This is a genomic window from Pantoea coffeiphila (genome assembly GCF_016909495.1).
Taxonomy (GTDB): domain Bacteria; phylum Pseudomonadota; class Gammaproteobacteria; order Enterobacterales; family Enterobacteriaceae; genus Erwinia; species Erwinia coffeiphila.
On the sequence record NZ_JAFBFW010000003.1, the window covers coordinates 76,420 to 89,742 of the forward strand.

General features: G+C 59.5%; 12 protein-coding genes. 4 read left to right on the top strand and 8 right to left on the bottom strand.

The features are described 5' to 3' along the window. The first annotated feature begins 26 nt into the window (after positions 1-26). From JOE09_RS10165 to JOE09_RS10180, 4 genes are all read left to right on the top strand, one after another. Positions 27-872 carry a BtpA family protein gene (locus tag JOE09_RS10165; protein ID WP_205065687.1) on the top strand — a complete coding sequence of 282 codons (846 nt, stop codon included), beginning with the start codon at positions 27-29 and terminating at the stop codon, positions 870-872. Beyond that, positions 872-1,516 (top strand): TenA family protein, encoded by a 645-nt coding sequence (locus JOE09_RS10170; protein ID WP_205065688.1) that lies wholly within the window; start codon positions 872-874, stop codon positions 1,514-1,516. Before JOE09_RS10165 ends, JOE09_RS10170 begins: the two co-directional genes overlap by 1 nt. 462 nt (positions 1,517-1,978) lie before the next feature. Continuing rightward, on the top strand, positions 1,979-3,106 hold the full coding sequence (gene hisC, locus JOE09_RS10175) for a histidinol-phosphate transaminase (RefSeq protein WP_205065689.1): 1,128 nt from the start codon (positions 1,979-1,981) through the stop codon (positions 3,104-3,106). Beyond that, the gene (locus JOE09_RS10180; RefSeq protein ID WP_205065690.1) at positions 3,087-4,223 is read left to right on the top strand and encodes an alpha-hydroxy acid oxidase; all 1,137 of its coding nucleotides are present in this window, start codon (positions 3,087-3,089) and stop codon (positions 4,221-4,223) included. Before hisC ends, JOE09_RS10180 begins: the two co-directional genes overlap by 20 nt. A gap of 2 nt (positions 4,224-4,225) precedes the next feature. On the opposite strand, the gene JOE09_RS10185 is transcribed toward JOE09_RS10180, so the two are convergent. From JOE09_RS10185 to JOE09_RS10220, 8 genes are all read right to left on the bottom strand, one after another. Beyond that, positions 4,226-4,984 (bottom strand): SDR family NAD(P)-dependent oxidoreductase, encoded by a 759-nt coding sequence (locus JOE09_RS10185; RefSeq protein WP_205065691.1) that lies wholly within the window; start codon positions 4,982-4,984, stop codon positions 4,226-4,228. Continuing rightward, positions 4,981-5,946: a zinc-dependent alcohol dehydrogenase gene (locus JOE09_RS10190; RefSeq protein ID WP_205065692.1), complete on the bottom strand. Its 966-nt coding sequence runs from the start codon at positions 5,944-5,946 to the stop codon at positions 4,981-4,983. The genes JOE09_RS10185 and JOE09_RS10190 overlap by 4 nt, the downstream gene beginning before the upstream one ends. A 3-nt stretch (positions 5,947-5,949) precedes the next feature. Then, positions 5,950-7,242, bottom strand: a complete 1,293-nt coding sequence (locus JOE09_RS10195; RefSeq protein ID WP_205065693.1) for a hypothetical protein — start codon at positions 7,240-7,242, stop codon at positions 5,950-5,952. Continuing rightward, positions 7,235-8,563, bottom strand: a complete 1,329-nt coding sequence (hisD, locus tag JOE09_RS10200; RefSeq protein ID WP_205065694.1) for a histidinol dehydrogenase — start codon at positions 8,561-8,563, stop codon at positions 7,235-7,237. Before hisD ends, JOE09_RS10195 begins: the two co-directional genes overlap by 8 nt. Before the next feature lie 17 nt (positions 8,564-8,580). Next, on the bottom strand, positions 8,581-9,339 hold the full coding sequence (locus JOE09_RS10205; protein ID WP_205065695.1) for an ABC transporter ATP-binding protein: 759 nt from the start codon (positions 9,337-9,339) through the stop codon (positions 8,581-8,583). Then, complete coding sequence (locus tag JOE09_RS10210) at positions 9,339-10,184, bottom strand: ABC transporter permease (protein ID WP_205065696.1); 846 nt, start codon at positions 10,182-10,184, stop codon at positions 9,339-9,341. Before JOE09_RS10210 ends, JOE09_RS10205 begins: the two co-directional genes overlap by 1 nt. Positions 10,185-10,240: 56 nt before the next feature. Continuing rightward, entirely contained in the window at positions 10,241-11,227 is a 987-nt protein-coding gene (locus JOE09_RS10215) for an ABC transporter substrate-binding protein (RefSeq protein WP_205065697.1), read from the bottom strand. Between the two features lie 809 nt (positions 11,228-12,036). Next, complete coding sequence (locus tag JOE09_RS10220) at positions 12,037-13,089, bottom strand: NAD(P)-dependent alcohol dehydrogenase (protein ID WP_205065698.1); 1,053 nt, start codon at positions 13,087-13,089, stop codon at positions 12,037-12,039. Between the last annotated feature and the right edge of the window lie 234 nt (positions 13,090-13,323).

Here is a 13,323-nt window from a genome sequence, read left to right on the forward strand (position 1 = left end):
GTGTTTCCTTAAATAGGATGGAAAAGATGGTTGCTATATCAGCAGAAAAAACGAATGCAATACAAGCTATTTTTTCACGTAAAAAAGCCGTTATGGGTGTTATTCACTGTGACCCATTCCCCGGTACGCCAAAATATCGTGGTAAATCAGTTCGTGATATTATTGAGCGTGCGCTGCGTGATGCCGAAAATTATGTCGCAGGCGGCGTTCACGGTTTGATTGTGGAAAACCACGGTGATATTCCATTTTCTAAACCTGAAGATATCGGTCACGAAACGTCGGCGCTGATGGCAGTGATTACCGAGAAGGTGCGCGAACGTTTTGGCGTGCCGCTGGGAATTAGCGTACTGGCCAACGCTTCGATTCCGGCGATGGCCACCGCGCTGGCGGGCGGTGCCGATTTTATTCGCGTCAATCAGTGGGCCAATGCCTATATCGCTAACGAAGGTTTCATCGAAGGGGCGGCGGCGAAGGCACTGCGCTATCGCAGCCAGCTGCGCGCCGAACATATTCGCGTCTTTGCCGACAGCCACGTTAAACACGGCAGCCACGCCATCGTCGCCGACCGCTCAATCCAGGAACTGACCCGCGACGTCGATTTCTTCGAAGCCGATGCGGTCATCGCCACCGGCCAGCGCACCGGCGACAGCGCCACGATGGAGGAGATTGACGAGATCCGCGCCGCTACCGAGCTGCCGCTGCTGGTCGGTTCCGGCGTCACGCCCGCCAACATTTGTCAGATCCTTGGCCGCACCCAGGGGGTGATTGTTGCCAGCACCATGAAGGTGGACGGCGTGTGGTGGAACGATGTAGATCTGGCCCGCGTTAAACACTTTATGTCCGTTGCTCAGGCCGCGCTGGAGGAAGCGTGATGGAAACGTTCAGCGAAAGGCTGCTGCGTGAACATCAGGATGCCTGGCGGGCGATGCAGCAGCACCGTTTTGTGCTGGATATTGAACACGATCGCCTGCCGAAATCGGTGTTCAACCGCTATCTGGTGTTTGAAGGTAACTTCGTGGCAACGGCGATCGCGATATTTGCCCTTGGCGTCAGTAAGGCACCGGATATCCGCCAGCAGCGCTGGCTGATCGGCGTGCTGAACGCGCTGGTCGATACGCAAATCGCCTGGTTTGAACAGGTGCTGGCGGAGCGCCGGGTCGATCCCGCCGACTACCCGGACGATCTCCCCGGCGTTCGGCGTTTCCGCGACGGCATGCTGCATACCGCCCAGCAGGGCAGCTATGCGCAAATCGTCACCCTGATGTTCGGCGCCGAGTGGATGTACTACCACTGGTGCCGCCGGGTGAGCGAGCAGAGCCAGCAGGATGCCGACGTGCGGCGCTGGGTGGAGATGCATGCGGAAGAGGAGTTCTATCAGCAGGCCTGCTGGCTGAAAGAAGAGCTGGACCGCTGCGCCCACGGGCTGAGTGAAGCGGAAAAACAGGCGCTGTCGGCGCTGTACGGCGAGGTGCTGCAGTGGGAAATTGATTTCCATACTGCGGCCTACGTCGATTAATCGCCGCGATAAAGAACGCACGCTGATGTCTGACTGAGAGGCGGCTCGCGATGAGCCGCCTTCTTACATGCCTGCCGATTAATGCCATCGCGCGGATACACCCTACACCGTTGGGAAGCACTACTCATTCGATAATCTCTGCCCTGATGGGAACCCGGGTTGATTCGATAATCGCTCTTCCAGGGGATCGTCGGCGCACCATCATCCATCGCCATGCACTGAAACGGTGCCGTTTTCGCTGGCGCTTCCCGTTCTTGCTTTGCTGCTCTTTCCCCCGCAGTACCCGCGCCGCCTGACGCCGCGTTTTTTGCGCAGCTGGCATATGAATTGCAATTGTCTATACAAGATTATACATCTACACTTTTCAGATAAATTAATCTCACACACTGCTGTTGCGGCAGTGGCCTGAACCGTGGCCTTCGGGCGGCGGCAACGATCTTCCATTAACGGAGCGGAGTTCAGATGTCTCAGATTCAAATAGAAAAGCTGGCAAGAAAAGAGGCCCTGCAGCTGGGAGTCTATAACGCCGGGATGTCGGACGATGCGGTGCGTGAAACCTGGCAGGTCGACCATATTACCCGCCTGGGAAGCAACGAGAATCCGCTTGGGGCCAGCCCGCTGGTGGCGGCGGCGCTGCGCGCCGATCTGGGCCATACCGGCATTTACTCTGACTCCGCCAGCCTGAAACTGCGCCATGCGCTGGCGGAACTGACCTCGGCGGAGGCCGAACGTATTGTGGTTGGCAACGGTTCGGAGGAGCTGCTGAAGCTGCTCTGCCTGGCCTTTATCAATCCCGGCGAGCGGGTGGTGACGCTGGAGCCGTCCTTCGGGCTGCATCAGATCTATCCACAGATGATGGGCGCACAGGTTGAACTGGTGCCGGTGAATCAGCAGATGGAATTCGATCTGCCCGCCTGGCAGCAGGCGCTGAGTCAGCCGACCAAAATGCTGATCCTCAGCAACCCTTCTAACCCGGTGGGCTGCATGCTGGGCTGCGAGGATTTTACCCGGCTGATAGAACAGGCACCGCAGGACTGCATTCTGGTGATTGATGAAGCCTACTACGAATACTGCCATCACCTGAGCGACTACCCGGACAGCCTGAGCGTATTGCAAGCCCAGCCGCGTCCGTGGATTGTGCTGCGCACCTTCTCAAAGGCGTGGGGGCTGGCGGGGCTGCGCGTGGGTTACGGTATTGCCAGCGACGAAGCGCTGGCCGGGGTGATCAACCGCGTGCGGACGCCGTTTAATATCAACCGTTCGGCGCAGGCGGCGGCGCTGGCCGCATTGCAGGACCCGGCCCACGTTGCGGCCAGCGTGGCGCTGATCGCCGGACAGCGGGAATTGATGCGTCAGCAGCTGATTGAGCTGGGCTATCAGGTTGCCCCTTCCGTGGCTAACTTCCTGTTTTTCCGCGCGGGCGGAGACAGCCGCGATCTGGCAAAAAAACTGCTCGAACACGGGATCATCGTGAAGCCATGGCGTGAAGCTGGTTATACTGACTGGGTGCGGGTTTCCGTCGGTAGCCCGGAAGATAACCTAATTTTTATCAATGCGTTAAGGGGTATGTATGCTACTCAATGCGGCTGACCTGCGCCGTGAAGCCCGGCGCAGGCTGCCCGCCTTCGCCTTTAGCTATGTGGACGGCGGAGCGGAAGACGAAACCACGCTGCAACACAATATGGATGTTTTCCGCCGCTGGATGTTCGCCCCGGCGGTGCTACAGGATGCGTCCAGCCGCGACACCGGCACGAATGTGGGGCAAACCCGGCTGGCGGCACCGCTGCTGGTCGCGCCGACCGGCTATAACGGCATGCTGCGCCATCAGGCCGACCAGATGATCGCCCGCGCGGCTGCCGGGCAGGGGATTGGCTACATTCAGAGTACGGTGTCGACCGCTTCCATGGAGGAGATTGCCGCGGCGTCCAGCGGCGATCGCTGGTTCCAGCTTTACGTGCTGAAAGATCGTAATGTCACCCGCAGTTTGCTGGAGCGCGCGCGCCAGGCGGGCTGTACGGCACTGGTGGTTTCGGTGGATGCGGTGCATTTCGGCAACCGCGAGCGCGACAAGCGCCACTACCGGCGGCCAATGAAGCTCTCCCTCGCGGCGATGGCGAATATTGCTACCCATCCAGGCTGGGTGATGCGCACGCTGATGCCACAGGGGATGCCGGGCTTTGGCAATCTTAAACCCTATATCCCGGCAGAATATCAGCGGGGGGCGGGCGGTGCGGCCTACTTTGCCAGCCAGATGGACCCGGCACTGAGCTGGGAGACCCTCGCCTGGGTTCGTGAAATTTGGCAGGGGCCGCTGTATATCAAGGGAATTATGACGGTTGACGACGCGCTGGCGGCGCAGCGGCTGGGGGCGGAGGGCATTGTGCTGTCGAACCACGGTGGCCGACAGCTGGACGGTACGCACAGTCCGATGCTGGTGCTGCCTGCGGTACGGGCGGCGGTGGGGCCGGACTTCAGCGTGCTGATCGACAGCGGTTTCCGGCGCGGAACCGACGTGGTCAAAGCGCTGGCGCTGGGGGCCGATGCGGTGCTGCTTGGCCGACCGCTGCTCTACGCCGTTGCCGCCGGTGGCGAAGCGCTGGTGGCCAGTACAATCGCTACGATGAAGCAGGAAATCGACCGAACGCTGGCGCAGCTGGGCTGCCGTTCGGTCAAAGAGTTACATGCCGGACTGCTGCACCGCGTCTGAGCTTAAATCGCCGCCAGATAGCCGCCGTCCACGTAGAGGATCTGCCCGGTGATATAGCGGGCAGCCGGGGAGCAGAGGAACACGACCGCCCCGGCAAGATCCTCCAGCTCGCCGAAGCGGCCCAGCGGAATTTTTGCCTGCATGCTCTCCACCCAGGCCGCATCCTGATAAAAGGCCTGGGTCATCTCCGTTTCAAAATACCCCGGCGCAATGCCATTCACCCGGATACCCAGCGGTGCCCACTCGGTGCTTAATGCCCGGGTCATGCCGGTCAGCCCCGATTTAGAGCTGCCGTAGGCGGTGGCACCCGGCACGCCGACCGCGCTGGTCAGCGAACAGAGGTTAATAATGGTTCCGCCTTCTCGCCGGGTCATACTGCGTGCCGCCGCCTGCGCACAGAAAAACGCGCCCTTCAGGTTGGTGGCAATAATGGTGTCCCACAGCGCTTCGTCGGCATCCAGTGACGGGCAGATTTGCTCGGTCCCGGCGTTGTTAATCAGGATGTCGATATCACCCATCTTCGCCAGACAGCGCTGGATATCGGCGGTACGGGTCACATCCAGCACATGGCCCTCAGCGCTAAAGCCCTGCGCCTGAAGTTCCGCCACGGCCCGATCCACCGTGTCCGATGACCGCCCGGTGACGATCACGCTGGCCCCGGCCTGCGCCAGCGCGGTGGCCAGCGCCAGGCCGATCCCACGCGTTGCCCCGGTGACCAGCGCCCGCCTGCCGCTCAGGGAAAAGCTGTTCATCACATTCATGGTATGACCACCGTCTTCAGATAGGAGGATTTGCCCTTGATCAGCATCTCGTAGGCCTGCGGCACGTCGTCCAGCGACACCGGCGGGCCGATCAGCGTGCGCAGCCCGTCGGCCAGATCGGCCATCAGTTCCAGCGCGGCCTGCTGCTCGCTCTGAAACACGCTACAGCCGGTCAGGGAGATTTCCCGCTCAACCAGCTGATTGAAGTCCAGCTCGCCGTCGTGGTGAAAAATCCCCACCAGCGCCACACGCCCGCCGGAGGTGATGCCAGCAACCAGCTGCTGCAGCACGCTGCCGATCCCGGTGGCCTCCACGGCGAAGTCATAGTCGCCGTCTTCGGCCAGCGGGATCAGGGCGGCGATTCGCCCCCGGCGCGCCGCGTTCGGTTCGCTCAACTGCACCCGGCACTGGCGTGTATGGTGCAGCAGCAGCGCCACCAGGCCGCCAATGGTGCCGCCTCCGGCGACGCGGACCCGGCTGCCCGGCGACGGATTCAGCTGATTAACGACCCGCAGCGCCACGCCCAGCGGTTCGCTGAGCACGGCGATATCATCCGCCACCTCGTCCGGCACCCGCAGCAGGCCGCTGACCGGCAGCACCACCTGCTCGGCGAAACCGCCGTCGCACACCTCACCGACAAAGCCCAGCGAGGTGCAGAGATTGTGCGCACCGCGCAGGCAGGCGGGGCAGGTGCCGCACCAGACGCGGGAATCGGCCACCACGCGGGTTCCGGGAGCGAAGCCTGCCGTGTCGTCCGCCGCTTCGGTGACCACGCCAAACAGCTCGTGGCCGGGCGTGACCGGCAGGGCGGCCATCCATTTCCCGGTGCGATAGTTGTGGATGTCGGAACCGCAGATCCCGGCGGCCCGCACCTGAATGCGCACCTGACCTGCCGCCAGCACCGCCGGTGATTTTTCTTCCACCCGCAGATCGCCAACGCCGTAAAGCTGTACCGCTTTCATCGCTTATGCCTCCGTCAGCAGGCTGTCCAGCCAGCGGGAGAAATCATCATCGCCGCCGCTGCCCAGCATCACGGCCATCGCCAGGCCAATCGTTGAACTGACCGGATTATGCTGGCTGGCCGATCCGGCGCGCAGGCTCATCACCAGCGTCGGGCAGCAGAACAGCGCCAGGCGCATAATTTGCTGCCAGTTCGCGGGCAGCCAGCCTTTGGCTTTCAGCGCGGCCAGCAGCGGCTTCCAGTACAGCTCGCCTTTACTATCAAGGAACGCCTGGCGCAGCGGCGTCAGCCGCCAGTCGTGCTCCACCTCCAGCGTATCGCCATCGCGGCGGACGCTGACCCGGTAGATTTCCGCCGCCTGCGCCGGTTCATACAGCCAGCAGGGATGGGCAAAAATGTTGTGGAAGGTGGCTTTGATCTCGGCCAGCAACGCCGGAATATGGCTACCGGCAAAGGCCGGATCGAAGCTGACCAGCTGCGGCACGCCGTCCTGGGAATCAAACCAGACGTTGGCATTGTGCGCATCGCCGTGCGCCACCACCACGCCGTGATGGGCCAGCGCGGCGGGCGCAAGGATCTGCCCGGCGTCCAGGAACAGCTGGCGCAGCGTGTGCTGATAGGTCACGCCGTTGATGCGCCACCGCAGGTTGCTCAGGCTCTGCCACGGCAGCGTAAGTTCACCGAGGGTGAAGTCCTGATTGACGTAGAAGCCGTCAACCCGTCCGCCCAGCCCGGCGGTGTGGCCCGGCGAAACCAGACGATTCCAGAACAGCTGGTGGATAGACTCGGCCTCGACCTGGCTGACCTGCGCCTGTTGCAGCGTCGGCAGCGTGTGCGCGAGGATTTCCGCGTCGGCGCGTCGCTGGGCATCGACCACCGGGGCCATGCCCTGCCAGTCGGCATTCGCTTCAATCTCGCGGCAGACGTCGGCCAGCCGCTTTTCATCGCGCAGGGCATACAGCAGGATCTGACGCCCCGGCTCGCCGCAGGCGTAGATCGGCACATCCACGCGGAAGCCGTGCTCGCGCAGCAGCTCGGCGCGGTAGTACTCCTCAATGGTGTGCTCTTCGCCTTCTTCGTGGTGATACTTAAAGAACAGCGTGCGGCCATCGGCCAGCGTCACGCGGCCGTTGAGCGAGTTCAGGCTGTACTGATCGCGGTTGATGTTCAGGCCGGTGGCCTGCACGCCGGTGACTTCGGTAATCAGCTGGCTGAGCTTCTCGCTGGCCTGCTGCCAGTCACCCTGCTGCGTCAGGCGGCGTGCCTCCGCCGCTAACGGCGCGAGCGGCTCAGTCATGATTCTCTCCTTTCAGCAGGCTATCGCGCAGCTCAGAGACGGCCAGGGCATGGCCCGGGAAGCCCTCGTACTCGGCAAAACGTTTGGCTTTGGTGGCCAGCTGCTGATAGCCCGCGCGGGTAACGTAGCCCACCGAGATACGCTTCATGTAATCGAACACCGACAGCGGCCCGGCGGTTTTGGCGGCGCTATTGGTCGGCAGGACGGCATTCGGACCCAGCACGAAGTTACCCAGGGTGATCGGCGTGTGTTCGCCCAGCAGAATTTCCCCGGCGTTGCGGATCTGCGTCATCACCGCCATCGGTTCTTCGGCGAGGATCTCCAGATGCTCTGGCGCATACTGATTAACGAACTCCACGGCGGTGGCGAAATCTTTGGTCAGCACCACGCCGCCGTGGGTGCCGCCCAGCACGCTGCGTGAGAACCCGGCACGTTTTTCACCGATGGTATCCCAGTAGCCCGGCAGCGCGGCAATCGCTTCTTCCGCCACGCGGCGGCTGGAGGTGACCAGATACGCCGACGAGTCCGGGCCGTGCTCGGATTCGATCAGCAGATCCAGTGCCGCCAGCGCACCGCTGACGGAGCCGTCGGCGAGGATCAGGCTTTCGCTCGGGCCTGCCGGAATACCCGGGTCGATCAGATTAGACAGCTGGCGCTTGGCGGCCACCACCCACGGGCTGCCCGGACCGACGATTTTCAGGCATTTCGGCACCGATTGCGTGCCGTAAGCCACCGCCGCCACGCCCTGCGCACCGCCGCATTTATACACTTCCTTGATGCCAACCAGTCGTGCGGCGATCAGCGTGGCATCATCCACGCGGCCATCGGGGCCAGGCGGGGTGATCACCACCGGGCGCGGTACTCCGGCCACCACGGCAGGCACGGTGGTCATAATCAGCACGCTGGGGAACGAGCCTTTGCCGCGCGGCACGTAGCAGGCCACCGCATCGATTGGCACGTGGCGGTCGCCGGCGAAGGCGCCCGGGCGCATCTCTTTCCACCACATCTCTTCAGGCTTTTGCGCTTCGTGGAAGGCGCGCACGTTCTCCACCGAGAAGCGAATCGCCTCGATCACTTCGGCATCAACGCGCGCAAAGGCCTCTTCGAACTCATGCTCTTCAGCACGCACGGAGAAGCTTTCCGGCTGCACGCCGTCAAACTCACGGGCGAAACGGATCAGCGCGCTGTCGCCTTCCTCCTTCACCGCCGCAATAATCGGCTTCACCTTCTCAACGAAAAATGACAGGTCGGATTCAGTGCGTTTGAAAAGGTCAGCGGGTAATTCAGTTGAAGCCGACAGGTCGTGGAATGTCACAGACATAGTGTTACCTTTTTCAGTTAGCCAATCGCGTGTTGTTGAATGCGGCTCAGCACGTCGTGCTGCAGCTCGATAAATTCCGGGGTACGGTTAATGCTTTCATGGCGCGGGCGCGGCAGGTTGACGTCGAAAGTGGAATCAATATGCCCCTGGCCCATTACCACGATACGGTCGGAAAGCCAGACCGCTTCCTCAATGTCATGGGTCACAAACATCACCGTCAGGCGATGTTTTTCCCAAATCTCCACCAGCAGCTGCTGCATCTGATGGCGAGTCATCGCATCCAGCGCGCCAAACGGCTCGTCCATCAGCAAAATTTTCGGTCGGTACGACAGCGCACGGGCGATGGCCACGCGCTGCTTCATACCGCCGGACAGCTCACCCGGCCAGCGGTCGGCCGCATTGCCGAGCTTGACCAGTTCCAGATGCTGCTGGGCGATATCACTACATTCGCTGGCCGGGGTGCCCGCCGCCTTGAGGGCAAACTCGATATTGCCGCGCGCGGTGAGCCACGGCAGCAGGGTGTAAGACTGAAACACCACGCCGCGATCCAGCCCCGGGCCTTCAATCGGCACACCGTCGACCAGTACATCACCGCCGTCAAAATCTTCCAGCCCGGCGGCAATCGACAGCAGGGTACTTTTACCGCAGCCGGAGGTGCCGACGATCGACACGAACTCATTGTCGTTCAGCGTCAGGTCAATGCCGTGCAGCACGCGGCGGTAGCTCTTGCCGAGGGGAAAACTTTTTTCCAGCTTGTTTAGCGTTAGCGTCGCCATCAGGAACGTCTCCGGTTATAGCGGAACAGCACGCGCTCCAGGGCACGCATAATCTGGTCGGTGATCAGGCCCAGCAGGCCGAGCAGCAGGATGTAACCGATAATGGTGTCGGTCTGGAAATAGCGCTGAGATACTACGATGCGGTAGCCAAGGCCCGAGGTGGAGGCCACCAGTTCGGCCAGCACCAGCCACGTCCAGGCCCAGCCGATACTGATGCGCAGGGCGTCCCAGATTGCGGGCAGGGCGGAAGGGATCACGATGCGCAGCAGGATCTTACGGTCCGACATGCCCAGCGTACGGCCCAGGCCGATGAAGTCGGGTGGAACGCGCTTCACGGCGTCGATCATCATCAGCACCTGCTGGAAGAAAGTGCCAATCCAGATCACCAGGAACTTCTGAAAATCGTCGGTGCCGGTCCACAGGATGGTCAGCGGCACAAAGGCCACCACCGGCATATAGCGTACGAAATCGACCAGCGGCTCAACGATGGCTTTCGCCAGGCCATAACAGCCCGCCAGCACGCCGATGACAATCGCCATCACCGATGAAATCGCAAAGGCGATAATAATGCGGTACAGGCTGCTCTCGATATCACTCTGTAACGTGCCGTCTACTGCCAGCGCGACCATCCGCTGCCAGACGCGTTCAATTCCCGGTAAGAAAATCGGTTTAATGGCACCCATTGAGGTCGCCAGCCACCAGACAAAAATCAACAGGGCAAAGACGCCGATGGAGATGCTCAGGAACTGTGAGCGTGAAGGCGTTTTCCCGATAGTGAGCAGGTTACTGCGTCTGCGGCGCTTTTTTGATTGTTGAGGTGTTTTTTGCTGCTCAACCACACTCATATTTCCTCCTGACATCTTTCCTCCCACCGTCAGGCGGCGGGAGGAAAGAGGGATGGCTACTGGTTATTAACGAAGCTGGCATCAATGGTCTGCTGCGGGGTGACCGGCTGGCTGACAATACCGGCCTCTGTCGCCGCTTTAAGCAGGTGAGGGAAGGTTTTTTCACTAAAATCATGGGATAACAGTTTTTTATTATCCGCCAGAGAGAAGTATTTCACGCCGTCAAACGCGGTATGCAGATCTTCCGGCGACGCACCGACCGCTTTGGAAATAATGGCGCGAGCTTCGGTAGTATGAGCGTTGTAGTAATCCAGTGAGCTGTTCCAGGTTTTGATCAGCGCGCTAATCGCTTCTGGGTGTTTTTTAATAAAATCATCGTGAACCACCAGCACATCACTGATCAGGCCGGGATCGGACGAGCCGCTGTACAGCATCTTCAGGCTCGGATCGCCTTTCATCGCCACGGTCAGATACGGTTCATAGGTCACGGCGACCGGGACGCGTCCGGCGATAATGCTGCTGCCCGCTGAAGCTGCTGGCATGGGTACCGGTTTAATATCGGAGAACTTCAGCCCGGCAGAGGCCAGCGCACTGCGCAGCAGAATATCGCTGGTGGTGCCTTCTTCATAGGCTACCTGCTTGCCCTTCAGATCCTGCAGCGTGGCGATATCTTTGGTCACCAGCATCGCATCGGCGGTATTACTCTGGTCCAGCACCATCACGATTTTGATCGGCAGACCGGCGGAGATCATCCCGATGGCGGTATGGGTGGCGATATTTGCGGCATCGATCTGTCCGCTGGCCAGCGCGGCGTTGATATCTTTGTCTTCGGCAAAGTTAATCACGTCGACTTTCTTCAGGCCCTGTTTTTCAAACAGCTTCTGATCCGCCGCAACATGCCACTGACCGTAGCCCAGCCAGGGTTCAACGCCCATTTTGACGGTGTCCGCTTCGGCGGAAAAAGCCGGAGCGGCCAGAGAGGAGAGCATCCCGGCACAGCACAGCGCGGCCAGCGAACGTTTCAATACACGGAGAGAATGCATAGCGGTTCCTTCTGTATTTCGTTTGGGATTTAGCTGGTGATTGTCCAGCCATGTATATACAAGCATATGCAAGAGCAATGCCAGACAATAACTGCCTGTAAACGGGCGTTTAATTAATATTTTCGCACTTTGTTGGTGCATATTACCGGCGCAGTGCACCATGGAAAGGCGGTTCATCGGATTTTATTCAAATAGAAAATATTTAATCAGGCAAAGGAAATAGCTGGAATTGTCTACCTGACTCACAATAAAGCGTAATCGGTGAAAATTACACAAAAGAGTCACCGGTATCATTGAGTATTTTTGGTTTTTTATCAATAAATTTATGGGGTTATACATTGCTTGCGGGAGGGGTAATGCCATTGTGAATCGGAGTGGTCCGGCCATTGATTATGTTGCCGATTATCCTTTATGGCCGCTTAATGCTATTAACCTGGCGTATTAAACGCGATCAATCTCTTTTTAATTAAGCATTACCGATAATATTCACTTTTCCCGTTTTAAATTACGGCATTAAGACCAGTGTGAGAAAACCGTATAAATATCAACAGCGACGGGCGGAATTAGCGTTGTAGCGATTCGATGCTGAGAAAATGAGGGGTTAAAGGCGCTTGAAGAGATACTGGGTCCGGGCTAGATGCCGCGTGACCGGGTTAGTCAAAAACATAACAAGCCATGCTCCGGGGCTGAAAAGATCTCTTCCTGGATTTTGGGGATATGTGCGGTGTAGGCAACGCTGAACCGCAGAAAAGAGTTTGCAGTAGCAGAGTCTCGCTCCGGGCAGAATGTCTGCCCGGAGCGAGCGTGTTTTACGCCCGCAGCGTATCGATATCAATCACGAAGCGATACTTCACGTCGCTTTTCAGCATCCGCTCGTAGGCCTCGTTAATCTGATTGATGTTGATCAGCTCAATATCGGAGGTGATGTTGTGCTTACCGCAGAAATCCAGCATCTCCTGGGTTTCTTTAATGCCACCAATCAGCGAACCGGCAATGCTGCGGCGTTTAAAGATCAGGTTGAACACCTGCGGAGACGGGTGGTCGTGTTCCGGCGCGCCAACCAGCGTCATGGTGCCGTCGCGGCGCAGCAGGGTGATAAACGGGTTGAGATCGTGCTGTGCCGCCACGGTGTTCAGGATGAAGTCGAAGCTGTTGGCATGTGCCGCCATCTGCTCTGGATCTTTCGAGATCACCACTTCATCCGCGCCCAGGCGCTTACCGTCTTCGATTTTTGACGGCGAAGTGGTAAACAGCACGACGTGCGCGCCCATCGCATGGGCAATCTTCACGCCCATATGGCCCAGACCGCCCAGGCCAACGATGCCGACTTTTTTACCCGGACCCACGCCCCAGTGGTTCAGCGGCGAGAAGGTGGTGATACCGGCGCACAGCAGCGGCGCGGCGGCGGCAGGATCGAGGTTTTCCGGCACGCGCAGCACGAAGTCTTCATGCACAATCACCTGCGTGGAGTAGCCACCGTAGGTAATGTCGCCGCTGATGCGATCCTGGCCGTTATAGGTGCCGACGAAGCCCTCTTCGCAGTACTGCTCCAGGTCTTCTTTACAGCTGTCGCAGGTACGACAGGAGTCAACCAGGCAGCCAACGCCGACCAGATCGCCAACCTTGTATTTATGGCCGTGTGCGCCAACGGCGGTCACTCGCCCAACGATTTCGTGGCCCGGCACGACCGGGAAAATGGTGTTACGCCATTCATTGCGCGCCTGGTGCAGGTCCGAGTGGCACACGCCACAGTACAGCACTTCAATTTGCACATCATGTTCCCGCAGTTCACGCGGCTGGAACTCGAACGGAGCCAGTTTGGATTTTGCGTCCTGAGCGGCATAAGCATGCGTAATGTTCATGGGTTTCTCCGGTAAATGATGAGATGGCGCAGGGCCTTAATGGCGGGAGAAGGGCGATGACACAGGCGGCCTTCCTCCACAAATGATGAGGGTAAAGCATAGTCCTGAAAGCATGACGAGGGGATGTCTAAACGTCGCTAAATCTTGCCTGTTTCTGCAAGATTTAACGCTGAATGTCAGAAAAGTAACGATAAAACGGATGAAAACTGCGGAAAGCAAAGAGGGCGGCACGCT

Coding starts and splice junctions, on each gene's coding strand:
- JOE09_RS10210 (WP_205065696.1), bottom strand. CDS start 10,184: ATGAGTGTGGTTGAGCAGCAAAAAACACCTCAACAATCAAAAAAGCGC.
- hisC (WP_205065689.1), top strand. CDS start 1,979: ATGTCTCAGATTCAAATAGAAAAGCTGGCAAGAAAAGAGGCCCTGCAG.
- JOE09_RS10205 (WP_205065695.1), bottom strand. CDS start 9,339: ATGGCGACGCTAACGCTAAACAAGCTGGAAAAAAGTTTTCCCCTCGGC.
- JOE09_RS10170 (WP_205065688.1), top strand. CDS start 872: ATGGAAACGTTCAGCGAAAGGCTGCTGCGTGAACATCAGGATGCCTGG.
- JOE09_RS10220 (WP_205065698.1), bottom strand. CDS start 13,089: ATGAACATTACGCATGCTTATGCCGCTCAGGACGCAAAATCCAAACTG.
- JOE09_RS10165 (WP_205065687.1), top strand. CDS start 27: ATGGTTGCTATATCAGCAGAAAAAACGAATGCAATACAAGCTATTTTT.
- JOE09_RS10190 (WP_205065692.1), bottom strand. CDS start 5,946: ATGAAAGCGGTACAGCTTTACGGCGTTGGCGATCTGCGGGTGGAAGAA.
- hisD (WP_205065694.1), bottom strand. CDS start 8,563: ATGTCTGTGACATTCCACGACCTGTCGGCTTCAACTGAATTACCCGCT.
- JOE09_RS10215 (WP_205065697.1), bottom strand. CDS start 11,227: ATGCATTCTCTCCGTGTATTGAAACGTTCGCTGGCCGCGCTGTGCTGT.
- JOE09_RS10185 (WP_205065691.1), bottom strand. CDS start 4,984: ATGAATGTGATGAACAGCTTTTCCCTGAGCGGCAGGCGGGCGCTGGTC.
- JOE09_RS10195 (WP_205065693.1), bottom strand. CDS start 7,242: ATGACTGAGCCGCTCGCGCCGTTAGCGGCGGAGGCACGCCGCCTGACG.
- JOE09_RS10180 (WP_205065690.1), top strand. CDS start 3,087: ATGCTACTCAATGCGGCTGACCTGCGCCGTGAAGCCCGGCGCAGGCTG.